At 66.9% G+C, this 22,587-nt stretch carries 18 protein-coding genes; 10 read left to right on the plus strand and 8 right to left on the minus strand.

The window, feature by feature from the left end:
• Positions 1-810: 810 nt before the first annotated feature.
• On the plus strand, positions 811-2,034 hold the full coding sequence (locus AC3FNH_RS31035; RefSeq protein ID WP_276103334.1) for an MFS transporter: 1,224 nt from the start codon (positions 811-813) through the stop codon (positions 2,032-2,034).
• Between the two features lie 10 nt (positions 2,035-2,044).
• On the opposite strand, the gene chrA is transcribed toward AC3FNH_RS31035, so the two are convergent.
• The gene (chrA, locus tag AC3FNH_RS31040; protein WP_488722816.1) at positions 2,045-3,313 is read right to left on the minus strand and encodes a chromate efflux transporter; all 1,269 of its coding nucleotides are present in this window, start codon (positions 3,311-3,313) and stop codon (positions 2,045-2,047) included.
• Positions 3,314-3,543: 230 nt separating this feature from the next.
• Between chrA and AC3FNH_RS31045 the strand changes: the two genes are divergently transcribed.
• Both AC3FNH_RS31045 and AC3FNH_RS31050 read left to right on the plus strand, forming a co-directional pair.
• Positions 3,544-5,100 carry a methyl-accepting chemotaxis protein gene (locus AC3FNH_RS31045; RefSeq protein ID WP_488722817.1) on the plus strand — a complete coding sequence of 519 codons (1,557 nt, stop codon included), beginning with the start codon at positions 3,544-3,546 and terminating at the stop codon, positions 5,098-5,100.
• Between the two features lie 119 nt (positions 5,101-5,219).
• On the plus strand, positions 5,220-5,471 hold the full coding sequence (locus AC3FNH_RS31050) for a GlsB/YeaQ/YmgE family stress response membrane protein (protein ID WP_276102554.1): 252 nt from the start codon (positions 5,220-5,222) through the stop codon (positions 5,469-5,471).
• Here AC3FNH_RS31050 and AC3FNH_RS31055 read toward each other — a convergent pair.
• Positions 5,444-8,599, minus strand: a complete 3,156-nt coding sequence (locus AC3FNH_RS31055; protein ID WP_488722818.1) for a transglycosylase domain-containing protein — start codon at positions 8,597-8,599, stop codon at positions 5,444-5,446. The genes AC3FNH_RS31050 and AC3FNH_RS31055 overlap by 28 nt on opposite strands.
• A 212-nt stretch (positions 8,600-8,811) precedes the next feature.
• Positions 8,812-9,837, minus strand: a complete 1,026-nt coding sequence (locus tag AC3FNH_RS31060; protein WP_488722828.1) for an aldo/keto reductase — start codon at positions 9,835-9,837, stop codon at positions 8,812-8,814.
• A gap of 578 nt (positions 9,838-10,415) precedes the next feature.
• Here AC3FNH_RS31060 and AC3FNH_RS31065 point away from each other — a divergent pair.
• The 4 genes from AC3FNH_RS31065 to AC3FNH_RS31080 all read left to right on the plus strand — a co-directional run bounded on the left by AC3FNH_RS31065 (position 10,416) and on the right by AC3FNH_RS31080 (position 16,748).
• Positions 10,416-11,762, plus strand: a complete 1,347-nt coding sequence (locus AC3FNH_RS31065) for an HlyD family secretion protein (protein WP_488722819.1) — start codon at positions 10,416-10,418, stop codon at positions 11,760-11,762.
• 151 nt (positions 11,763-11,913) lie between these two features.
• Entirely contained in the window at positions 11,914-13,188 is a 1,275-nt protein-coding gene (locus tag AC3FNH_RS31070) for a hypothetical protein (RefSeq protein ID WP_488722829.1), read from the plus strand.
• 2 nt (positions 13,189-13,190) lie between these two features.
• Positions 13,191-15,170, plus strand: a complete 1,980-nt coding sequence (locus AC3FNH_RS31075; protein ID WP_488722820.1) for a glycosyltransferase — start codon at positions 13,191-13,193, stop codon at positions 15,168-15,170.
• 15 nt (positions 15,171-15,185) lie between these two features.
• Positions 15,186-16,748 (plus strand): efflux transporter outer membrane subunit, encoded by a 1,563-nt coding sequence (locus AC3FNH_RS31080; protein WP_276102558.1) that lies wholly within the window; start codon positions 15,186-15,188, stop codon positions 16,746-16,748.
• A 142-nt stretch (positions 16,749-16,890) separates the two neighbouring features.
• Here AC3FNH_RS31080 and AC3FNH_RS31085 read toward each other — a convergent pair whose 3' ends face one another.
• A complete protein-coding gene (locus AC3FNH_RS31085; RefSeq protein ID WP_488722821.1) occupies positions 16,891-17,133 on the minus strand; it encodes a hypothetical protein in 243 nt (80 codons plus the stop codon).
• Positions 17,134-17,531: 398 nt separating this feature from the next.
• Here AC3FNH_RS31085 and AC3FNH_RS31090 point away from each other — a divergent pair, with 398 nt between their 5' ends.
• Entirely contained in the window at positions 17,532-17,945 is a 414-nt protein-coding gene (locus AC3FNH_RS31090) for a YybH family protein (RefSeq protein ID WP_488722822.1), read from the plus strand.
• 10 nt (positions 17,946-17,955) lie between these two features.
• On the opposite strand, the gene AC3FNH_RS31095 is transcribed toward AC3FNH_RS31090, so the two are convergent.
• Positions 17,956-18,654, minus strand: coding sequence for an intradiol ring-cleavage dioxygenase (locus AC3FNH_RS31095; RefSeq protein ID WP_488722823.1), 699 nt, complete (start codon positions 18,652-18,654; stop codon positions 17,956-17,958).
• Positions 18,655-18,880: 226 nt separating this feature from the next.
• On the opposite strand from AC3FNH_RS31095, the gene AC3FNH_RS31100 reads away from it, so the two are divergent.
• A complete protein-coding gene (locus AC3FNH_RS31100) occupies positions 18,881-19,195 on the plus strand; it encodes a high-potential iron-sulfur protein (RefSeq protein ID WP_276102563.1) in 315 nt (104 codons plus the stop codon).
• Between the two features lie 110 nt (positions 19,196-19,305).
• On the opposite strand, the gene AC3FNH_RS31105 is transcribed toward AC3FNH_RS31100, so the two are convergent.
• From AC3FNH_RS31105 to AC3FNH_RS31115, 3 genes are all read right to left on the minus strand, one after another.
• On the minus strand, positions 19,306-19,815 hold the full coding sequence (locus AC3FNH_RS31105; RefSeq protein WP_276102564.1) for a DUF6496 domain-containing protein: 510 nt from the start codon (positions 19,813-19,815) through the stop codon (positions 19,306-19,308).
• Between the two features lie 302 nt (positions 19,816-20,117).
• Complete coding sequence (argG, locus tag AC3FNH_RS31110; protein ID WP_276102565.1) at positions 20,118-21,443, minus strand: argininosuccinate synthase; 1,326 nt, start codon at positions 21,441-21,443, stop codon at positions 20,118-20,120.
• A 270-nt stretch (positions 21,444-21,713) separates the two neighbouring features.
• Positions 21,714-22,079, minus strand: a complete 366-nt coding sequence (locus tag AC3FNH_RS31115; RefSeq protein WP_488722824.1) for a hypothetical protein — start codon at positions 22,077-22,079, stop codon at positions 21,714-21,716.
• Between AC3FNH_RS31115 and AC3FNH_RS31120 the strand changes: the two genes are divergently transcribed.
• Positions 22,078-22,515, plus strand: a complete 438-nt coding sequence (locus tag AC3FNH_RS31120; protein ID WP_276102566.1) for a VOC family protein — start codon at positions 22,078-22,080, stop codon at positions 22,513-22,515. The two genes, AC3FNH_RS31115 and AC3FNH_RS31120, sit on opposite strands and share 2 nt — an antisense overlap.
• Positions 22,516-22,587 lie beyond the last annotated feature (72 nt).

Genomic DNA, 22,587 nt, shown 5'->3' on the forward strand with positions numbered 1-22,587 from the left:
GCTGTTTCGCCGGCGTAGCCGGCGAGTCACTTTTTGTCCGAGCGACAAAAAGTAACCAAAAAGCGCGTTTACTTGCCCTAGCGGGCGAATATTGATCGTAGTGTGCTGCGGGTGTTGTACGGGGATGGGCTTCAGAGTGTGCTTGGCCGCCTGCCGCGTGGTGCGCGTCCGTGGGCAGGATTAGAGCGCTGATTGAACGAGCCCCGAAACTGTCCGTGGTCCCTCCTGCTACCGACATCGTGTAATCGCCTTCGGCTGCGCTACGCGCAGAGCCCTAGTCTGAGCACCCAGGCCGCAGGCAAACCGCGCCGCAGCGAAGCAGAAACTGAACCGTTGGCACTGGCGACGATGATGCCCCGCGCACACCGACTAGGACGTGCGCGCAGCGCAGCCGTAGGCGTCCCACCACTGACGCTCTTGGAACGCTGTACCCGACCCCTACATGGGGATCGTACAAGAGCCGGCTATCGCAGGCACTGGTTCTGAATCAATGCGTAGCAGGCTCGAACGGGCAACCAAGCATCGCGAGACCAAAGCCCTTCGAACACAAGGAGCGCCTCGTTGATGGCCAGCCGCCAGGCGACGCGCTTTTTGGTTACTTATTGTCGCTCGGACAAGAAGTGACTCGCCGGCTACGCCGGCGAAACAGCGGCGCCCGCCAAGCACGACAAACCCAACCCTTCCCCCTTCCCGCAATCGCGAAGAACCAAAAAAACCTGACACACCGGGTTTTGTAGAGATCGCTGCAGTATTGAAGACACACCGATGGCAGTCCTACCATCGGTCCATGAACGACCAAGACTTACGCCGATGCGCACCGGGCTCGCCAGCATCATCCTGCCGCCGGGTGCCGATCCGGTAGCCATCACGCTGCTGGCGGGCCGCGCCCTGCGCGGCATCTGCGATGGCTTTGTCGCCGTCCTGCTGCCGGCGTATCTGCTGGCGCTCGGCTTCGACCCACTCGCCGTCGGCCTGATCGGCAGCGCCACGCTGGCAGGGTCCGCGCTCGCGACGATCCTGGTCGGCATGCTCGGGCACCGCTATCCGTTGCGGCGCATGCTGACGCTGGCCGCGGCACTGATGGTGGCGACCGGCATCGGCTTTGCCGGGCTCTCGTCGCTGTGGCCCCTGGTCATCGTCGCCTTCGTCGGCACCATCAATCCCGGCTCCGGCGATGTCAGCCTGTTCCTGCCGCTCGAACATGCGCGCCTGGCGGATGCGGCCGGCCCGCAGGCGCGCACCGCACTGTTTGCGCGCTACAGCCTGAGCGGTTCGCTGGCATCGGCCTTCGGCGCGCTGGCGGCAGCGCTGCCGGGGTGGGCCACAGCGCGCGGCATGCTGGCGCCACTCGGCGCCATGCGCGCGATGTTCGTGCTATACGCGTTGGCGGGCGGCGCGTTGTGGTGGCTCTATGCCCGCCTGCCCGCACGCGACCCGCATGCGGATGCCACACGCGTGCCGCTGGGCGCATCGCGCGGCATCGTCATGCGCCTGGCGCTGTTGTTCAGCGTGGATGCCTTTGCCGGCGGGCTGGTGGTCAATGCCTTGCTGTCGCTCTGGCTGATGCAACGCTTCGGCCTGTCGCCAGGCGACGCGGGCCGGTTCTTCTTCTGGGCCGGGCTGTTGTCGGCGGGCTCGCAACTCGTGGCCGTGCCGGTGGCGCGCCGCTTCGGCCTGCTGAACACCATGGTGTTCACGCATATCCCGTCGAGCCTGTGCCTGATTGCCGCGGCCATGGCCCCAGCACTTTTGCCTGCGCTGATCCTGTTGCTGGTGCGCAGCGCGCTGTCCCAGATGGATGTGCCGACCCGCACCGCCTACGTGATGGCCGTGGTGACGCCGCCCGAACGCCCGGCGGCCGCCAGCATCACGGCGGTGCCGAGAAGCCTGGCCGCGGCGCTCGGCCCCACCCTGGCCGGGGCGATGCTGGCAACGGGCTGGGCCGCAGCCCCGCTGGTGGCCTGCGGCGTGCTCAAGATCGGCTATGACCTGGCCCTGTTACGCGCGTTCCGGCGCGTCGAGCCCGAGCGATAGCGGGCAGCTGCTACAGCCCCGTCGCCCACCCGGCCACCGCGGCCACCGCCACCACCAGCCACGGCGGCAGCCGCCAGAACACCAGTGCCACCAGCGCGACCACGGCCAGCCCGAAATCTAGCGGCGCATGGACCGCGCTGGTCCAGACCGGCTGGTACAGCGCGGCCAGCAGCAGGCCGACCACGCCGGCATTCACGCCACCCAGCGCCGCCTGGGCGCGCAGGCTCCCGCGCAGGCTTTCCCAGAACGGCAGTACGCCAACCACGAGCAACATGCCGGGCAGGAAGATCGCCACGAGGCACAGCAGCCCGCCGGCCCACCCGGACGGCTCGATGTGCATGGCAGCCCCAAGAAAGGCGGCGAACGTGAACAGCGGGCCAGGCATGGCCTGCACCACGCCGTAGCCGGCCAGGAAGGCATCGCGTCCGACCCATCCCGTGGGGATTACGGCCGCGTCGAGCAGGGGCAGCACCACGTGGCCGCCGCCGAACACCAGCGCACCGGCACGGAAGAACGCGTCGAACATCGGCAAGCCGCCCGCGCCGGCGTGCCGCGCAAGCAGCGGCAGGCCGGCCATCAGCACGGCAAAGAGCACCAGGGCGGCAAGCCCCGCGCGGTGGCTCACGGGCATCGGCAACGGATCATGCGCGCGCTCCGCTTGCGGGCGGATCAGCACGAGGCCGGCGATCGCCGTCACGGCAATGACCGCGACCTGGATCCACGGCCCCGGCACCGCCACGGCCAGGCACGCTGCCACCGCCATGATGGTCACGCGCAGCGTGTCCGGGCACAGGCTGCGCGCCATGCCCCAGAACGCCTGCGCCACCACGGCCACGGCCACCAGCTTGAGACCATGCAGCAGCCCCGCCGGCACGCCGGTCCCCCAGGCCGACAATCCTTGCGCGAACAGGATCATGGCCACCGCGGATGGCAGCGTGAAGCCTGTCCATGCCGCGAGCGCGCCAGCATAGCCGGCGCGCGACAGCCCGAGCGCCAGCCCCACCTGGCTGCTGGCCGGGCCGGGCAGGAACTGGCACAGGCCAACGAGATCGGCGTAGGCGCGCTCGCTCATCCAGCGCCGGCGCGTGACGAACTCCTCGCGGAAGTACGCCAGGTGCGCCACCGGCCCGCCAAACGAGGTCAGCCCCAGCCGAAGGAACACCAGGAAGACCGACAGAGCACCGTGATGGTGCGTACCGCTATCGCCTTCCTTGCTGCCTCCTTCGCTGCTGTCGATCGCGTCGGGTTGCGTCATCTGGTTGCGCGGCGTTGCTGCCATGCCTTCTCCTTGCCGGGGCTGTTTGCGCTCCGCACGCAGCGGACCGCCGCAGATTGTAGGCGAAGGCCGTGTCCGACTTCGTGACGATGCACGCACTTATCCGACAAGCCGAATAGACCTTCCGGGTCCATGGAGGTTTTACCCCAATTAAGTTAGGCACGGGGTCGCCGATATGGCGGTGACGGACGCCAAAAGTCCGACTACACCGAGCATATGGAGGAAGGAAGGAAATGCTGCAAAACATGAGTCTGAGGAAGAAGCTCTTGCTGCCATTGGTGCTGAGCTGGGTGTGCCTGCTCGGCATCACGCTGTGGAATGCTTGGCAGATGCGCGCGCTGCGCATGGAGGAGCGCCGCCTGGACCTGGTCCACGTCACCGAGACTGCCATCTCGGTGGTCGCCGGCTACGAAGCCCTGGCAAAAGCCGGCAAGATGACTCTGGCCGAAGCCCAGCAGCAGGCGGTGGAACGCGTGCGCGCCATGCGCTTCGGCGCCGACGGCTACTTCACGCTGATGCGCACCGACACCGAAGTGCTGATGCATCCGTTCAAGCCCGAGATGAACGGCAAGAAGATGGAGGACACGAAGGACGCCAACGGCACCTATCTCTTCCGCGAGATGGCCGACATCGGCAAGGGTCCGGGCAAGGGCTTCGTCGAATACCTGTGGGCCAAGCCCGGCGCCGAGGAACCGCAGCCCAAGCTCAGCTACGTGGCCAACTTCCGGCCATGGGAATGGAACTTCGTCGCCGGTCTGTACCTGGACGACATCCGCGCCGAGTTCCGCCTCTCGCTGTACCAGGCGCTCGGCCTGTTGCTTGGCGTGGGAGCGCTGATGACGCTGGTCATGCTGCGCGTGGCCGGCAGCCTGCAGAAGCAGCTCGGCGGCGAGCCGGCGCTCACGTCGCAGATCGCCGCGCGCATCGCCGAGGGCAACCTGGCCACCGCGGTCGAGGTGCGTCCGGGTGACGAGCACAGCGTGCTGTACGCCATGCAGCAGATGCAGTCGCGCCTGACCGGCGCGATCGGCAGCATCCGCGGCTCGGCTGACTCGATCGCCGGCGCGGCCAAGCAGATTGCCGCCGGGAATTCCGACCTGTCGCGCCGCAGCGAGGAACAGGCGGCCTCGCTGCAGGAAACCGCGGCCAGCATGGAGCAGCTCACCAGCACCGTGCGCCAGAGCGCCGACAATGCCCGCCAGGCCAGCCGCCTGGCCGAAGGCGCGTCGGAGATCGCCGTGCGCGGCGGCGGCATCGTCAGCCAGGTAGTGACGACCATGGGCGACATCAAGGCAGCGTCCGGCAAGGTGGTCGACATCATTGCCGTGATCGAGGGCATTGCGTTCCAGACCAATATCCTGGCGCTGAACGCCGCGGTGGAAGCGGCGCGCGCCGGCGAACAGGGCCGCGGCTTCGCCGTGGTGGCCGGCGAGGTGCGCACGCTGGCGCAGCGCAGCGCCACCGCGGCCAAGGAGATCAAGGCGCTGATCGGCAACTCGGCGCAGCGCGTGGAAGACGGTGCGGTGCTGGTGGAAGGCGCCGGCAAGGCCATGGACGAGATCGTCGAGGCGGTCAAGCGCGTCACCGACCTGATGGGCGAAATGCGGGCCGCCACCGAGGAACAGACCGGAGGCATCGAGCAGGTCAACCAGGCGGTGTCGCAGATGGACCAGATGGCGCAGCAGAACGCCGCGCTGGTCGAAGAAGCCGCCGCCGCCGCGGCGTCGCTGGAAGACCAGGCCGCCGCGCTGCACCACGCCGTGGGGCAGTTCAGGCTGGCCGGCGGCTGAGCGCCCGGCCAGCCGGCGCGGCCATGCCACCTGCCGTGGCCGCGTGTATCATGGATCGCAGCGGACAGCGTCGGCGACCGACCACCCGCCTCGATCCCTTACACGCGCAGGAGCACATCATGATGGCATTCCTAGGCACCGTGTTCGTTGGCCTTATCGTGGGACTGATCGCGCGGGCCATCAAGCCCGGCGACGACAAAATGGGCTGGATCATGACGATCCTGCTGGGCATACTGGGCTCGGTGGCGGCGGGGTTCGTGGGCCGCGGGCTGGGCTGGTACCAGCCGGGCCAACCCGCCGGCTGGATCGCGTCGGTGCTCGGCGCGATCGTGCTGCTCGTGCTTTACGGCATGGTGCGCCGCAAAGGCTGATCCACCTTCATGACGTCCGCCGAGGCCGTGGCGCCCTCCGGCGGCGGCGCCTGGGCCTCGGTCCGCGGCAGGCGGATCTCCTGCGGCCAGTCACGGCAGCGCAGCAGCGCCTGGTCGCCGCCCGGCATGGCCATCGACGCCACCTGCGGCGCGAGGTAGCGCAGCACCCGCACCGCCAGCGCGCTGGTGAAGCTGTAGCGCCCGGCATAAGGCTCGGTCACATTGAGGGTCACCGTGCCAAAGAAACGCTCGCCGAGCGTGAATACGAACGTGGCCGAGCGGTTCACCGAACGCGACGAGATCAGCCGCCCGCCGGGGCCATAGGTCTGGAAGCGCTGGTCGCCGGTGCCGGTCTTGCCGGCGATCGGAATCGGCGCGCCGCCCTTGCCCGGCGCCACGAAGGCGCCGGCAATCGACTTGGCCGTGCCGCGCTCCACCACATCCAGCATCGAGCGCCGCACCAGGTCCGTTATCTCGGTCGGCAACAGCCGTTTGCCCGGCTCCGGCTGCAGCACGAAGCGGCTCGCATACGGCGTGTTCGCGGCGAAGTCCAGGCTGCGCACGGTCGCGGTCTGCGTTGCCATGCCGCCGCTCAGGATGATGCCCGCCAGTTCCGCGAGCGCGGCCGGGCGGTCGCCCGACGCACCGATCGCGGTGGCATAGGATGGCGTCAGCGAATCGAACGGGTAGCCAAGCCGCTGCCAGCGCTTGGCGATGCGCTGGAAGGCCTCCTGTTCCAGCAGCGTGCGGATGCGGTTGTCCTGCCCGTACTTGCTGTGCGAGCGGAACAGCCAGCGGTACACGTACTGGCGCTGATCCTTGCTGTCGTGCAGGATCTGCGCCAGCGTGGCGTCCGGGTTCGTGCCCATGTATTCGACCATCCATAGTTCGAGCGGATGGACGCGGGACAGGTAGCCGCGGTCATTGAGGTTGAACTTGTCGTGGCCGTACTTGCTGTACAGCGCCGGCAGGTCCTCGCCGGCGAGTTGTCTGGCCGTCATGTGCGAGCGCATGATGCGCTCGAAGCTTTCCTCGTCCAGGTCCGGGCGCACGCTGAGCAGCGTCACCGACATGCGCACCGCCGTATAGTGCGGCGTGCTCACGCGCACGCGGCTCAGCAGCGTCGCCAGGCGCTGGTCGGCGTCCTTGCCGCGGTAGCGCTGGTAGAAGCCGGTCATGTAGGCGCTGCCCTCCTGGTCGGCAAAGCGCTCCAGGTAGACGCGCCGTTCGGGCGAGTTGCGGTCTTCGAAGATGTCGCTCATGTCCACGTTGCCGTGGAACAGCTCATAGCGCACGATGTCGCGCATCATGCGGATGAACACCAGGTTGACCGAGTGCTGGAAGCCCACGCGCACGGTCATGATGCGCTCGCCCTCCCAGCGCTCGAAGTTGGTGAAGCTCTGCAGCCCGCCGCCGGTATAGAAGCCCTCGCCAGGGCTGCCCGAATACTTGCGTTCCATAGCGGCATCGAGCATGGCCGCCAGCGTGCGGTCTTGCGGCGTGCGCGCCTTGGACAGGTAATCGATCGCCCAGCGGCTCAGGGCGTCCGGCTTGGCCACTTTGATGCCAGCCAGTTGTTCCTTGCTCATGCCGGCATAGCGCGCATGCAGTTCAGTGAGTATCTCCAGGTACGTGACCAGGGTGCGCAGCTTGGAGGTCGAGCCCAGATTCAGGCGGGCACCGCTGTTGATGTCGAACGGCTGGTTGATGTTGTCGGCCTGCACGCGCACCACGCTGGCATTGCCGACGCGCTCGAACAGTGTGAAGCTCGCCATCAGCTTGGACGGATCGTCCTGCTCGCGCAGCAGATTGTGGCCGTACAGCCCCATGGCGTGTGCGACGTTCTTGTCGCTCATGTTCAGGAGCGTATCCGTGACCACGCGCTGGGCCTCGCGGTTGATGGTGCTGTCCGCGGTCAGGTCCAGCCGATCCATGTCGTACCGGCTGTCCACGCCGGTCAGGCGGCCAATGTCGGCCCGCACACGGTTGACCGCCTTGCGCGTGACGAAGGGCTGCTGTTCCGGCTTCGCCGGCGGCGCGGCCTTGTCCAGCGGCTGCTGCAGCGCGGCATCACGCAGTTCCGGCGTGATGATGCCGTTGGTGGCCAGCAGGCGCAGGTAGCTGCCGGTGAGCGCGTCGAGGTTGGTGTCGTCGCGGCGCAGGTGATAGGACGGGCGGCGCTGCGAGATCACCAGCGACAGCGCGCGCTTGAAGGCTTGCGCCTCGCGCGCGGTCGGGGCGCGCGGGTCCATCTGCTTCATCAGGCGATTGACTTCGCCGAAGTCCTCGCCGTACCAGACCCACAGCGCGTCGCCGATGCCATTGACCTCGCCGAACCCGACCCGCGCGGATAGCGGCACCGTATTGAGGTAGTCGACCACGATACGTTCGCGCGCCCGCTGGGTATCAGGCCCGTCCAGGTAGGCGCGCAGCGATGCCGATGCCATCTGCCGGAATTTCTCGGGAACCGACTGGGTGCGCCCTTCCGGCGAGTGCCGGTACTTCTCGATCTGCGTGGCGAGCGTGCTGCCGCCCGGCGAATCATGCGAATGGTCGGCCAGCCGGATGGCGCGATCGATCACCGCGCGCGACAGCCGCTTCCAGTCCAGCGCGGGGTTCATGCTCGGATACTCGGGATTGAGCAGTCCCTGGTTCTCGACGAACAGCAGCGCGCTGACCAGCACCGGCGGCACCGCGGCAAAGTCGTCGTACTGGCGCTGCGGATAACGCTCGAACGCCAGCGTCATGCCATTGCAGTCGCGCAGCACCAGGCCGGCCTGGTTCTTTTCACGATACGGCGGGAAGATGCCCTGATCCATCAGGCGCACCATTTCGGGCGACATGCGTGCCTGTTCCGCGGGCACGTAGCCGTGCTTGCCAAGCCGCTGCGCAAACAGCGGCAGGCGGCCATAGCCCATGCGGTCGTCGTACGGCCCGGAATGCGGGAAGCGGATGCTGTCGCTGGCGCCAGGCTGCACCTCGTAGGTCAGCTGGCTGGCAAAGCGCCCGAGATAACGCGCCTGCCATTGCGAATTGCGCACTTCATTGGAAATGAGGCTGACAACGACATAGCCGCCCCCACAGAGGGCGACCGCCAAGCCAGCGAAGATCCAGCCACGTCGTGCCACGTTTTGGCCATCCCGTTCTTCTACCGGCACTCTCGGCGCGGTCTTCACGCCGGTCCCGAGTGCAAGGGCGGCGGGCCGCTTGCGCGAACCCGCCTTAACTGAATATTAGTAGGAACAGGCGCGCAGCGCTGTAGGAGCGTGGCGCGTTGCGCGACTGTTGCCACAAAGCATCGCCGGCGGCGGGCCACGCATCGTCCACTTGCGCGCTGGCGTCAGGCGGATGGCGCCTCGGCGACGCGTACCGGCCGGCCGCCGAACGGGTAATTCGGATCGTTGTAGCCATGTGTCGACGCATGGCCCGGCGTGACGAGGCTGTCGACCAGGGTCTCTTCCTCCGGCGAGATGGTCACGTTCAGCGCGCCGAAATAATCCTCGAACTGCGCCAGCGTGCGCGGCCCGGCTATCACCGACGAGATGATGGGATTGGCCAGCACCCAGGCCGTGGCGAACTGCCCCGCCGTGAGGCCGCGCGCCTCGGCATGCGTCTTGAGCTGTTGCGCGATGAGCAGCGACTCCTCGCGGAACTCGGTCTCCATCATGCGGCGGTCGGCGCGGCCCGCGCGCGTGCCGGTGGCGGGCGCCTGGCCCGGCTGGTACTTGCCGGTGAGCACGCCGCGCGCAACCGGGCTGTACGGCACCACACCGAGGCCGTAGTGTTCGCACGCCGGCAGGATTTCCACTTCCGGCATGCGATTGAGCAGGTTGTAGTACGGCTGGCAGGTCACGGGGCGCGGCACGCCGAGCTGGTCGCACAGCCGTGCTATCTCGGCAATACGCCAGCCGCGGAAGTTCGACACGGCCCAGTAGCGGATCTTGCCCGCGCGCACGAGATCGCCCATCGCGCGCACCGCTTCTTCGAGGTTCTCGCCGGCGTAGTCCCGATGCAGGTACAGGATGTCGAGATAATCGGTCGCCAGCCGACGCAGGCTATCCTCGACTTCGCGCAGGATCCACACGCGCGAATAGTGCGAATGGTTGGGGCCACGCTGCATGGGGTTGCCCAGTTTGGTGGCAAGGATCCAGTCGTGCCGGTCGGCCAGCAGCAGGCGTCCGACCATCTGCTCGGATGCGCCTTTGCTATAGACGTCCGCGGTATCGATGAAGTTGACGCCATGCTCGCGCGCACTGCCGACAATGCGCGCCGCTTCGGCTTCGTCGGTCTGGTCGGCAAACATCATCGTGCCCAGGCACAGCGCCGAGACCTTGAGGTTGCTGGCGCCAAGGCGGCGGTATGGCATGTCGGGCGTGGCAATTGCGGGCATGAAAGATTCCTGGTTGGCGGATCGATGTCCGGATTGATGGCATTCGCGGCAGTGTGCCAGCCTCGCATTTTGCCGCGATTGCGCGAAACGCGCAGACCGTCGATATGAAATACCCATCGCATCCGCGCAAGCGATGTTCATCATGAATCGTGCCGGCGATCTGCGCCGCGATAAGTGGTGTGACATGCAGTCCTTACACATTCTTACAGCATCCATGCGGCAACTTGCATAGCCTTGAAACGCTCCGGGCAACAACGTGGCAATGCAGCATGTCCGGGGATCAATGGCGTTCGCGCCTCGCTCTTCCTGCTCGCACGATTCACTCGCACGATTCACTGCGGTGATGACGCGGGCAACTCCAGGGCCGGCTTGCCCGGTCCGATACGCAGGTCAGTCCCGCGCCGATGCGCCGGGACGCGATGCATAAAAAATGTGTTTGGGGGATGACTGCGCTTGCGCGCCAGCCTGTGGGCAACGCGCGGGGAGAGCGCTTGCCCATGCTGCCCGGTGCCTGCCGGGGCGGCGCGGACCACCTTTATTTGCCTGAGGAAGCCATGGACAAGAAGCCCGAGAAGCCCGACCCGAAGAAAACCATGCTGCCGTCGAAGATGCCGCAGTCGCGCCTGATGCGGCAGGAAGAAGCGCTGGTGCGCCGACGAAGCCGCGAGATCGGCCTGCGTCCGCTATGGCAGATCGCCCCGCGCCTGGCCAGCTACGGCATGGTCGCCTTCATCATCTGGGTCATCCTGTCGGTGATGTTTCCCCCGGTGTTCAACCGGTCCTCGGAACGCGCCGTCGTCAACAGCCCCGTGAATCTCGTGACCACGCCCGTCGAAGGCGTCATCACCCGCCAGGCGGTCGCCGTGGGCGGCTCCTTCGCGGCCGGAGAGCCGCTGATGACGCTGCAGAACTCCAACCTCGACCGCGCGCTGCTGATGGAACTGACCGGCAAGCAACTCGACAACCGGACACGCCTGGAGGCTGCCAAGGCCAAGCTGGCTTCGGACCAGGCCCGTCTGGCGTCGACTGGCCAGGAAATCCAGCGCTATCAGTCAGCGGCCCAGCGTGAACACGCTGCGCGCGTGAAGGGCATTGAAGCGAAGCTGGCCGTCGCACGCCAGCAGATCGACCAGCAGGAAGACGTGGTCAACCGCAACCAGGCCATGCAGTGGGCCGGCGCGGTCAGCCAGGCCTATACCGATGCGTCGCGCAACCAGCTGACCGTGCTGTCCGGCCAGCGCGATGCCATCCAGGCGGAACTGGACAGCGCGCGCGGCAGCAGCGAGGCCGCGCGCAGCAAGGTCTACATGAGCAGCGCGGACGGCGCCGTCGGCGCGTTGGTGCAGCGCCAGGACGAACTGCGCGCCAGCATTGCCCAAACGCAGTCCGAGATCACCCAGCTCCAGGAGTACGGCGAGTCCGTCGACAAGATGGTCAGCACCGAACAGGATCGGCTGGAGCGCGTCTCCAACCTGGAAATCAAGGCATATACGGGCGGTGTGGTGGAAGATGTGCTGGCGCCCCCGGGCACGCGCGTCGCGGCCGGCGCCACGCTGATGCGCACGACCAACTGCAGCCAGCCCCGGGTGGTCGCGGTGTTCCCGCGCAGCCTGAGCAAGGACCTGCTGCCGGGCGCGCGCGTCACGGTGAAGGTCGATGGCGTACCCGCGCCGGTCCCGGGCTCGGTGGCCGAAGTCCTGCCGCGCGCGCCGGACGGCGACCAGGCACGCTACTTCGTACCGTTCCCGCCGATCGAGAAGAACGAGGTGTACCTGATCGCCCGCCTCGACAAGCCGCTGCCAGACCTGCCCGCAACCGGCACGCACCAGACCGACCGCTGCGCGCTGGGCCACTGGGCCAAGGTCAGCCTGGACCGCTCCTGGCTGCGCAGCCTGATCTGAGGCGATCAACCAGGGTAGTACGAGCGCCCGCAGGATGGAGTTCACCGTGCAGCGTTATCCGATTCCGTGCCTTCCTGCCCGCCGTCCGGCGCGCCACGGCCGGCTGCTGGCAGCCGCGTTGCTCGCCGGCTCCGCGTTGAGCCTGGCAACCATGGCAGCGCCCCCCCTGCCCCCGCCCCCTTCGGCCCCGGCGGCACGCGAGCAGTTGCTGCGCGACGGCTGCAAGACGCTGGCCGGGCGGGTAGCGGCCATCCCAGGCAAGGGGCCAGTCATGCTCGGCAGCTACGAACCCGCCCCCGGCGGCGAACCTCTGCCGCCCCCCTTGCAGCAATCGGCCTTCGTCTATGACAACGCGCTGGCCGGCGTGGCGCTGATCGCGTGCGGCCAGCCGGATGCGGCGCGCCGCATCGCCGACGGCGTGGTAGCAGGCGTCACGCGTGACCGCCATTACCACGACGGCCGCGTGCGCAACGCGTATCGCGCCGGAGCCGTGCCGGACGGTCCGGTGCCGATGCCCGGATGGTGGGATGCGCCGAGCAAGCGCTGGTTCGAGGATGCCTACCAGGTCGGCACCGCCACCGGCAATGTCGCGTGGGCGGCGCTGCTGCTGCTGGCCACCTATGAATCCACGCACGAGCGCCGCTACCTCGACACCGCCGCAACGCTGATGACATGGGTCGACAAGCAGACCTTCGGCAGCGAAAGCCCGGCCGGCTATATCGGCGGCTTCTTCGGTCATGAACCGACGCCGCGCCGCCAGGGCTGGAAATCGACCGAACACAATGTCGATGCCTGTGCCGCGTTCCGCTGGCTCGCCTTGCGCACCAACGACGCGCGCTGGGACGCGGCCGCGCAGCGCGCACGCCGCTTTGTCGACGCGATGTGGCAGCCTGGCGAAGGCCGCTTCGTCATCGGCACGCGTGACGACGGGCACTCGCTCAACAGCGAGCCGTCGGCACTCGATGCCTCGCTGTGGCCGCTGATCGCGGTACCCGAGTCCGCGGCGTCATGGCGGCGCGCGCTGGACTGGGCGCGCGCGCACCACGCGGTGGGCGGCGGCTACGGCTTCAAGGCGCGCCCCGATGGCGTATGGACCGAAGGCACGGGGCAGGCCGCGCTGGTGCTGCGTGCCAGCGGCCGCGACGACGAGACGCGTTCCCTGTGGCCGCTGCTGCTGGCGCAGCGTGCGCCATCCGGCATGCTGTTCGCCACGCCGCAAGCGCGCATCAGCACGGGCTTGTCGATCGGCCCCGATTCGACCACCGAAGATTTCTACTACTTCCACCTGCCACACCTGGGCGCGACCGCCTGGGCCGTGCTGGCGGCCGCCGGCTGGAACCCGTTCCAGCCCGGCGGCACGTGCCCGGCCTGCCGGACCGGCACCGCACAGGCGCAGGGCCCACCCGACGACATCCGCAGGGAGTGACGATGTTCGCCTACTTTCTTGAAAACCGCATGCTGGTGGAGATCAACGCCGGCGCCTTCCTGATCGCGGTGCTGTGCCTGCGCGGCGATCGCAACCGCACCGCCGACAGATGGATGTTCGGCGCCGCCGCAGCGGTCCTGCTGATCGTCTACTACGTGTGGCGCTTCTCGCAGACCCTGCCCGAATGGCGCATGGATTTCGCCAGCCTGTGGGCGCATGTGTTCTTTGGCTTCGAGACGATGACGGTCGCCTACACGCTGATCTCGATCATCACGCTGACCCGCACGTCGAACCACAGTGCCGACGCGGATGCCAGCGAAGCCGCGCTGCGGCGCAACCGCCGGGCGCCGGCGGTGGATATCTTCATCGCCACCTACAACGAAGGACTGGAAGTCCTCGAGAAGACGATCGTTTCGGCGCTGGCGATCGACTATCCGAACTTCCGCGTCTGGGTGCTCGACGATACGCGGCGCGACTGGCTGAAGGATTACTGCAAGCGCGTCGGCGCCAACTACGTGACGCGGCCCGACAACACCCATGCCAAGGCCGGCAACCTCAACAACGGCCTGCAGCACAGCACGGCGCAGCCGGACGGGGGCGCGCCGTACATCATGGTGCTGGACGCGGACTTCGCACCCAACCGAAGTATCCTGCTACGCACCATTGGCCTGTTCGACGATCCCAGGGTAGGCGTGGTGCAGACGCCGCAGTTCTACTACAACGCCGACCCGATCCAGTACAACCTGCGCTCGACCGAATGCTGGGTCGACGAGCAGCGCGCCTTCTTCGACATCATGCAGCCGGCCAAGGATGCATGGGGTACGGCATTCTGCATCGGCACCTCGTTCGTGGTACGGCGCGAAGCACTGGAGACCATCGGCGGCTTCCCGACCGGCACCGTCACCGAGGACATCCACCTGACCTACAAGCTCATGCCGCATGGCTATGTCACGCGCTGGCTGAACGAGCGGTTGAGCGTGGGCCTGTCCGCGGAAGGCCTGCCCGAGTACATCAGCCAGCGCAGCCGCTGGGGCCTGGGGACGATCCAGGTCGCGCTTACCGCCGACGGGCCGCTGCGCGGGCGCGGCTACACGGGCCTGCAGCGCCTGCATTACCTGCACGGGCTGCTGCACTGGGTCAGCCGGCCCTTCACGCTGATGCTGCTCGCCGGGCCGCTGCTGTACTGGTACATGAACGTGCCCACGCTGTACGGCGATCCGCTGCAGTTCCTTGCCTATGGCGTGCCTGCGTTGCTGCTGTACTGGGCCTACAGCATCTGGGTAACCGGATCGCGCGCCATGCCGGTCTTCACGGAGGTGACGCAGATCGTCGCGGCGCTTGCGGTCACGGCGACGCTGGCCAGCGCGGTGTTCAAGCCCTTCGGCCGCCCGTTCAAGGTGACCAACAAGGGACTCGACCGCTCCAGGCTCGTCGTGCACGGCAAGTTCGCCGTGCTGTATGGCGCGCTGTTCGTGCTGACGGGCATGGGGCTGGCACGCGCCATCGCCGCCGATGCCGACGCGCAGGGCGTGGCGTTCAACGTCGCGTGGACGATGGTGTCGATGGTGCTGTACCTGGCGTCGCTGCTGGTCTGTTTCGAGCTGCCGCGTCCACGCAAGGAAGAGCGTTTTCCCTACCGGGCACGCGCGCTGCTTCGGCTTCACGGCAAGGATGGCGCGGCGCGCGAGTTCGCCGGTGTCACGCGGGACCTCTCGTGCAACGGCGCGGCACTGCTGTGCGCGCACGCGCAATCCATACCGGACGACGCCGAAGGCGCGTTCTGGCTGGCGCCCCTGGGCTGGGTGCCGTGCCGCGTCGCCCGCACGCGCAAGGGACTCATCGGCGTGGCGCTGCGGCCCGACATGGCGGCCCGTCACCGCCTGATCCGGCTGCTGTTCAGCGAGCCCGCCCACAACATCGCATACGAAGGCCGGCCGCGCGTCGCCATCGCGCAACTTCTGCGCCGCGCCTTTGCCGGTTGACCACGGATGAGCCATATGAAAGCAAAACAGACGCGAACCTTCCTTCCCCTGCGGCACATCGCAGCGGCGGCCATTCCGATTGCGCTGACGGCCTGCACGCTGGAGCCCGCCTATCAGCGCCCCGACCAGCCGGTACCCAATGCCTGGCCCACCGGGCCTGCCTACGCGCAGGGCACGGGCAATGCGGGGCAAGGGCGGGCGCCAGCCCAGGCGCAGACCCAGACGCCGGCGGCCGAACTCGGCTGGGAAGACTTCTTCACCGATCCGCGCCTGCGCCAGCTGATCGAACTGGCGCTGGCCAATAACCGCGACCTGCGCATGGCGACGCTGGCCATCGACCAGGCGCGTGCGCAGTACCGCATCCAGCGCGCGGCTCAGTTCCCGTCGATCAACGCCAACGCGGGCATGGTCGCCTCGCGCGTGCCCGGATCGTTGCGCGCGCCAGGGCAGCCATCGGTCCTTCACGCCTACACGGCGGGGGTTGGCTTCAATGCCTTTGAACTGGATGTATTCGGCCGCGTGCGCAGCCTCAAGCATGAGGCGCTGGAGCAGTACCTGGCGGTGCAGGAAGTACGGCGCAGCGCGCAGATCAGCCTGGTGGCGGAAGTCGCGAGTGCCTACCTGACGCTGCAGGCCGACAAGGAGCTGCTGAAGATCTCGCAGGAGACGTTGGACATACAGCAGGCTGCCGTGCAGATGGTCGAGCGCAGCAAGCGCGCCGGCGGCATGGCGCAGATCGATATGCACCGCGCGCAGACGCAGCTCGAAACGGCGCGCGTGGGCGTGGAGCAATACACACGCCAGGTCGCGCAGGACGAGAATGCACTGACGGTGCTGATTGGCACGCAGTTGCCCGCGGACCTGCCGCCGGCGCAGCCGTTCGAGAACACCTCGTTCGTCGCCGAGCTGCCGGCCGGCCTGCCGTCGGCGCTGCTCGAGCAAAGGCCCGACATCATGGCCGCCGAACACCAGCTGAAGGCCGCCAACGCCGACATCGGCGCGGCCCGTGCAGCCTTCTTCCCGAGCATCTCGCTGACGGCGGCGATCGGCGTGGCCAGCGCGGCCCTGTCGGGGCTGTTTACGAGCGGCATGGCTTGGGCGTTCGCACCGTCGATCACCATGCCGATCTTCAACGGCGGCGCCAACCAGGCCAGGCTTGATGCGTCCAGGGTGCAAAAGGACATCAACGTCGCTGCTTACGAGAAGACCATTCAGCAGGCATTCCGCGAAGTCGCGGACGGCCTCGCCGCGCGCGGGACCTATGATCGCGAAGCCGCGGCGCAGGAATCGCTCGCACGCGAGATCAGCGAGACGCGGCGCCTGTCGGAAATGCGCTTCCGCAATGGCGTGGACGACTACTTCCCAGTCTTCGACGCGCAGCGCCAGCTTTACTCGGCGCAGCAGACGCTGGTCACGATCCGGCTGGCACGGCTGACTAGCCGCGTCGATCTCTACAAGGCACTGGGCGGCGGCTGGTCACAGCGCACGGCAACGGCACAAGCATCGCCCGCGCAAGCGGCAACGCCGGCAGGGCAGACCGCTGGCAGGTCCGCCAGTGCCGGCACGGCTTCCCGCTAGATAGCGTTGGATAACTCAGATAGCGCAGTCAGGCAATGCCATGCAAACGGCGGACACCGGCGAAGATCGCCGGTGTCCGCCATGACAGATCGACCGTCCCGTCGACTGTTCCGTTAAGCCTGTGCCGTTATGTCACGCCATCTCAGTAACGCGGCGTCGTGGACGACGTGCCGCCTGAGGTGGCGCCACTGGATGTGCCAGCACCCGAGGACGTGGCTGGTGCCATACCGGAGCTGCGCGGACGGCTGGTATCCGTGACCGAGCCAGAGCCGGTCACCGTGCCACCCCCCGCTCCCGATCCGGACGCCGTGCCGGTCGCGCTGCAGCCCGCCAGCGAGCCAAGGGTGGTCGCCACCATCATGCAAATCAGTATCGTCTTGCTCATGCTGTCCTCCATCGAAGCCGTGGCGGCCGGCCGGCAGGCCAGCCTTCAGCCGGCCTGCCCTCCACGCCGGTCCTGCGTGGGCACAGGCAACTGCCATACCACCGCAAGTTCCTGCTCCAGAACCCGCATATGTGCTTTGCCTTGCCTCTTGCAGTACTTGTGACGCTTCCGCACGCAACGTAAGAACTGCCTTCGATGTAGAAAATTCATCATCGTCGCGGCAGCGGCTTTTCGAGAAGGCGCCGGGAGGAGCAGGCTTGCGGATGCAGGGGGCGAGGTACGTCCCTTGCGTCGCAAACGAAGACGGTTCCGCGGCACCACGGCAGTGATGGGACCCGGGCGCCCAATGCACTAGTATCCTCACCTGGACCGGGCAGCAAGAAACCAGCGAGGCAGCCATGAATTCCGCAGACGACGAACGCGCCATCCGTGAACTGGTGCAAAACTGGTTCTCCGCCAGCCAGCGCGGCGATACCGACACCGTATTGAGCCTGATGACCGACGATGTCGTCTTCATGGTTCCCGGCCAGGAGCCATTCGGCAAGCGCGCGTTCGCGCAGGCTTCGGCAGGCATGAAGTCCGTGCCGATGCAGGGCAGCTACGACATCCGGGAAGTGCAGGTGATGGGCGACTGGGCCTACCTGCGCAACTTCATCGAACTGACCGTCACGCCGCCGGGCGGTGAGGCGGTACACCGCTCGGGCTATACGCTCACGCTGTTGCGCCGGGAGGCCGACGGTAAATGGCGGCTCTGCCGCGATGCCAACCTGCTCGCGGCCGATGCACCGGCCGCACGGAAGGGCGAAGCGTAAGTTCCCATCCTCATCCTGTACGCGCGACGCGCGCAATCCCTGCCACGAACTCCCCATCCAGCCAATCCGTCGCGCTGCGCACGCGCACCAGCGGCGGGTTGCTGCCCGCGATCGGATCCTGCGTATTCCCGCGCGTCGGCGCGCCGCGCGTGCGGTACGCCGGATGATTGCCCAGCACCTCGCGATTGAGCGCATCGCTGAAGTAGAGCTGGCTGGTCAGCACCTCGGCATTCGCCAGCAGCACCTTGAAGTGGATATGCACGGCACGCGGCCGGTACCAGCCCGGATAGATGGTAAGAAAGGTCGCCGCACCGTCGGCGCCGGTCTGCTGCACGCCGCGCAGGAAGCGGGTGGTGTCGTGCGGGCCGTCTTCACCGCTGTAGCTGCCCTCGGCATCGCAATGCCAGATGCTGACCAGCGCGCCTGGCACCGGTATGCAGCCGCGCTCGGCGTCGACGACCGTCAGCCGCAGGCGCAATGGCTGGCCTGGACGGCCGTCGCGGATATCGCTGCGCAACCGGGCGTCGCCCAGATAGAAAGGGCCTTCCGTGGCAGCGGGGGTCAGCAGGCAGGCGGCCGCGGCGGTCGCACTGCCAGCCTGGGCCACGCTGGCGGGTGACAGGCTGGCCAGAGCGGCCACGCTGCCAAGCCGGCCGAGGAATTCGCGGCGCTTGGTCAGTTTGCCATCGTCGGCAGGCAAGGCGGTCATGTGAACTCCCGTGAGGGCGTGCTCACACCAGTCTATGCACCCGAACAATCAGAAAGAAGCCCCTGTTGGAAGCGGGCCCCGAAGCTACCGCCCCCTTCTTCAAGCGCGAGCTGGACAAACACGCCCGCATGCCATTCACTGCTGCAGAGGGGATTCTGATTGTGGATGCCGCCTCGAATGCGAGCGGCCGCAATCCGTTCCAGACTCGTCAAAAGGAGGTGCAGCGATGGCAACTCGACGAACATTTCTCAAAGGTATATCCGGTGTCGCAACCATAGCGCTGGCGGGTGTGCAGATTCCGGTGAGGGCGCAAGCCGGCAAGCTTGACGAGGCCGATCCCCAGGCCGTCTCGCTAGGTTATAAGCATGACACCACCAAGGTCGACAAGGCCAAGTTCCCAAAGCATGACGCGAGCCAGAAGTGCAGCAACTGCCAGCTGTTTCAAGGAAAGGCCAATGACGCATGGGGGCCATGCCCGATATTCGGCGGCAAGCAGGTGGCGGCGAACGGCTGGTGCAGTGCCTATGTGAAGAAGGCCTGAGGTAAGCCTGGCCTGCCTGCGCGGGACCTCCACGCCCCGCGCGGCGGCGCTCAGGTTGTGGGGCTCGAAGAGCCTGCCCAGCGTCCGCGCCTGCACCTCGATGCACCAGCCTAACGGGGCGCCTTTTTCGATGCGCGCGTGCGCGCGGCCTTGCGGGCTGCTTCGGAGCGGCCCGCCGCCCCCTTGGTCTTGGCCGCCTTCTCGGCGGCCGCGGAGCGGTCTGCCGCGGTACGCGTGCCGGCCGCGCGCTTGGCCTGCGCCGACAGCGCCTGGTGCGAGGCCCCGGCCGTGCTCTCGCGCTTGAGCGCCTTGGTAGCGGCTTCGCGACGCTTGGCCGTGCTTTCCGAACTAGGCCGTCTCGCCACCGTGTCGCCGCCACTCTTGGCGGCAGGCTTGGCCGTCGCCGCCTTGGTACCCGCCTTGGGTTGCGGGACTTCAACGCCCGCGCGGCGCGCTTCCGACAAACCGATTGCGATGGCCTGCTTGGCCGAACGCACGCCATGCTTGCCACTGCGCACGGCTTCAATCTCGTCGCGAACAAAATGACTGGCCTGGGTGCTTGGCGACTTGCCCGCCCGCTTGTCCGCCTTGGCCTGCGCGATGCTGGATGCTCTTGGCATGATCGTCTCCATGATGCCCGCATGCATCCACCATTGGCTGGATGCATCTGCGGCGCTGTCAAAGTCCCGCTCCGTGGCGGGGACTCCAGACCTCTTGCGCAATTGCCGTGCCAGACTTTTCAGTCGTGCAGGCCACCACACATGGAGGATCCCTTGTGCAGCGGCTTGGGAAAGCTACGATCCGTGCGTCGAATCTACAAAACGTTTGCCCGTTTGCAGGCCGAAAAAAAACCGGCACCACAGGGTGCCGGCTTTCTTGTATCGCGCCGCGCCACTGCGCGGCGCGGTCACTGCGCGTCTGCTCAGTCTTCCAGCTTCGGCAGCGAAGCACTGACCGACGACGACAGCAGCCCCGTCTTCGCGTACGTCTGCAGCTTCTCGCGGGTATCCACGATATCCAGCGTGCGCATGGTCAGCTGGCCGATGCGGTCCAGCGGGGTGAACATCGACTCGCCCTTTTCCATCGTCAGCCGTTCCGGCTTGTAGGTCAGGTTCGGCGAGGTGGTGTTGACGATCGAGTAGTCATTGCCGCGGCGCAGTTCGATGGTGACTTCGCCAGTGACGGCGCCGGCCACCCAGCGCTGGGCGGTTTCGCGCAGCATGATGGCCTGCGGGTCGAACCAGCGGCCCTGGTACAGCAGGCGGCCCAGGCGGCGGCCGTTGTCGCGGTACTGCTCGATGGTGTCTTCGTTGTGGATGCCGGTGATCAGGCGCTCGTAGGCGATGAACAGCAGTGCCAGCCCCGGGGCTTCGTAGATGCCGCGGCTCTTGGCTTCGATGATGCGGTTCTCGATCTGGTCGCTCATGCCCAGGCCATGGCGGCCGCCGATGCGGTTGGCTTCCATGAACAGGTCGACGGCGTTGGCGAAGGTCTTGCCGTTCAGCGCGACCGGCTGGCCTTCTTCGAAGCGCACGGTGACTTCCTCGCGCTTGACTTCGACGTCATCGCGCCAGAACTGCACGCCCATGATCGGCTGCACGATGCGGATGCCCGAGTCCAGGTGCTCCAGGTCCTTGGCTTCGTGCGTGGCGCCCAGCATGTTGGAATCGGTGGAGTACGCCTTTTCAGCCGACATCTTGTAGTCGAAGCCGTTCTGGCGCATGAATTCCGACATTTCCGCACGGCCGCCCAGTTCGTCGATGAACTGCTGGTCCAGCCACGGCTTGTAGATCTGCAGGCCCGGGTTGGTCAGCAGGCCGTAGCGGTAGAAGCGCTCGATATCATTACCCTTGAACGTGCTGCCATCACCCCAGATATTGACACCATCTTCCTTCATCGCGGCAACCAGCATGGTGCCGGTGACGGCGCGGCCGATCGGGGTCGTGTTGAAGTAGGTGATGCCGGCGGTCGAGATGTGGAAGGCACCGCACTGCAGCGCGGCAATGCCTTCGGCGACCAGCTGGGCGCGGCAGTCCACCAGGCGGGCTTCCTCGGCGCCGTAGGCCTTGGCGCGGCGCGGGATGTCATCGTAGTCGGGCTCGTCCGGCTGGCCCAGGTTGGCGGTGTAGGCGTAGGGGATGGCGCCCTTCTGGCGCATCCAGAGGAGCGCCGCGCTGGTGTCCAGGCCGCCAGAGAACGCAATGCCGACGCGCTGGCCGGTGGGAATGTGCTGAAGGATGGTAGTCATCGCCAGTCAATCTATGTGAATTTGTCGGCTCCTGGAGCAGCTTTCGGTCGGGGGCCGCAAGCTCGGGGACTCGGCTGGCCGGGTCACGGGCCGAATCAGGTGCCGGGGAGGTCTAAAAGCGAATTGTGACACGGCGGCGGGCTTGCGCCAAACCCGGCGTCCTGGCAAACCAATCCGGACCGTTCAATACTGGCGAACGCGCCTTAGAAACTCTCGACTGGTTCGTCCCCAGGGACGTTCCTCAACCGCGAGCGGTAAGTCCCCGCGCAGTCATGGCGCAGTCGCCGTGGCCGCGCCGCGGGGCGGTGTCGGGGCGGCGCTGCTTTGCGCATCGGCAATGGCCTGGAACAGGCGCGGGTCGGTGAGTTCGTAACTGCAACCCCATTTGTCTGTCGATGCCCGCCGTGCCAGATTGGAGATGGCCAGGCGGCGCGGCCACGCGATGGCATCGCATAGGCTGCGACAGGCGTCGCCGGGCCGTGGCAAAGCGATGTGGACGCCGTCCTGGTTCTTTGCTAAGGTATTGTGGACGGCGTACACAAACGCAGTGTCGCCGCTCGCCACCGGTGCCGCGGGCCCGGTTCCAGACTGATTCCCAAGGCCGTCCGCAGGATGGCCACACCAGGAGATGTCCATGCTAGTCCAGCCTTATCTGTTCTTCGAAGGCCGTTGCGAGGAAGCTCTCGAGTTCTACAAGAAGACGATCGGCGCCAAGCCCGGCATGCTGATGCGGTTCAAGGACAACCCCGAAAAGGACAAGGCAGCCGCCAGCGAAGGCTGCGCTCCCACGCCCGACATGGATGAGAAGGTGATGCACGCCGAGTTCACGGTCGGCGACAGCCTGATCATGGTGTCCGATGGCCGCTGCTCGGGCAAGCCACAGTTCCAGGGTGTCGCGCTGTCGATCTCCTATGACGATGTGTCAGCGCTGGAAAAAGCATTCAACGGCCTGACCGAAGGCGGCCAGGTGATGATGCCGCTCGCCCAGACCTTCTACGCCGAGAAATTCGGCATGGTGACGGACCGCTTCGGCGTGCTGTGGATGCTGATCAAGCCCGCGCCGCACCAGTAAGGCGTTAGCCGGCTGATGGTTCCGGCAGGACCCGAGCGCCGCGCCTCGCTTACAATGCGCGGGCTCGGCGCC

The sequence above is a fragment of the Cupriavidus sp. 22TCCZM01-5 genome (assembly GCF_057798915.1).

Bases quoted from the DNA above. Each gene is read 5' to 3' on its own strand.
- AC3FNH_RS31035 (WP_276103334.1), top strand. From the start codon at position 811: ATGCGCACCGGGCTCGCCAGCATCATCCTGCCGCCGGGTGCCGATCCG.
- chrA (WP_488722816.1), bottom strand. From the start codon at position 3,313: ATGGCAGCAACGCCGCGCAACCAGATGACGCAACCCGACGCGATCGAC.
- AC3FNH_RS31045 (WP_488722817.1), top strand. From the start codon at position 3,544: ATGCTGCAAAACATGAGTCTGAGGAAGAAGCTCTTGCTGCCATTGGTG.
- AC3FNH_RS31050 (WP_276102554.1), top strand. From the start codon at position 5,220: ATGATGGCATTCCTAGGCACCGTGTTCGTTGGCCTTATCGTGGGACTG.
- AC3FNH_RS31060 (WP_488722828.1), bottom strand. From the start codon at position 9,837: ATGCCATACCGCCGCCTTGGCGCCAGCAACCTCAAGGTCTCGGCGCTG.
- AC3FNH_RS31065 (WP_488722819.1), top strand. From the start codon at position 10,416: ATGGACAAGAAGCCCGAGAAGCCCGACCCGAAGAAAACCATGCTGCCG.
- AC3FNH_RS31070 (WP_488722829.1), top strand. From the start codon at position 11,914: ATGGCAGCGCCCCCCCTGCCCCCGCCCCCTTCGGCCCCGGCGGCACGC.
- AC3FNH_RS31075 (WP_488722820.1), top strand. From the start codon at position 13,191: ATGTTCGCCTACTTTCTTGAAAACCGCATGCTGGTGGAGATCAACGCC.
- AC3FNH_RS31080 (WP_276102558.1), top strand. From the start codon at position 15,186: ATGAAAGCAAAACAGACGCGAACCTTCCTTCCCCTGCGGCACATCGCA.
- AC3FNH_RS31085 (WP_488722821.1), bottom strand. From the start codon at position 17,133: ATGAGCAAGACGATACTGATTTGCATGATGGTGGCGACCACCCTTGGC.
- AC3FNH_RS31090 (WP_488722822.1), top strand. From the start codon at position 17,532: ATGAATTCCGCAGACGACGAACGCGCCATCCGTGAACTGGTGCAAAAC.
- AC3FNH_RS31095 (WP_488722823.1), bottom strand. From the start codon at position 18,654: ATGACCGCCTTGCCTGCCGACGATGGCAAACTGACCAAGCGCCGCGAA.
- AC3FNH_RS31100 (WP_276102563.1), top strand. From the start codon at position 18,881: ATGGCAACTCGACGAACATTTCTCAAAGGTATATCCGGTGTCGCAACC.
- AC3FNH_RS31105 (WP_276102564.1), bottom strand. From the start codon at position 19,815: ATGCCAAGAGCATCCAGCATCGCGCAGGCCAAGGCGGACAAGCGGGCG.
- argG (WP_276102565.1), bottom strand. From the start codon at position 21,443: ATGACTACCATCCTTCAGCACATTCCCACCGGCCAGCGCGTCGGCATT.
- AC3FNH_RS31120 (WP_276102566.1), top strand. From the start codon at position 22,078: ATGCTAGTCCAGCCTTATCTGTTCTTCGAAGGCCGTTGCGAGGAAGCT.
- AC3FNH_RS31115 (WP_488722824.1), bottom strand. From the start codon at position 22,079: ATGGACATCTCCTGGTGTGGCCATCCTGCGGACGGCCTTGGGAATCAG.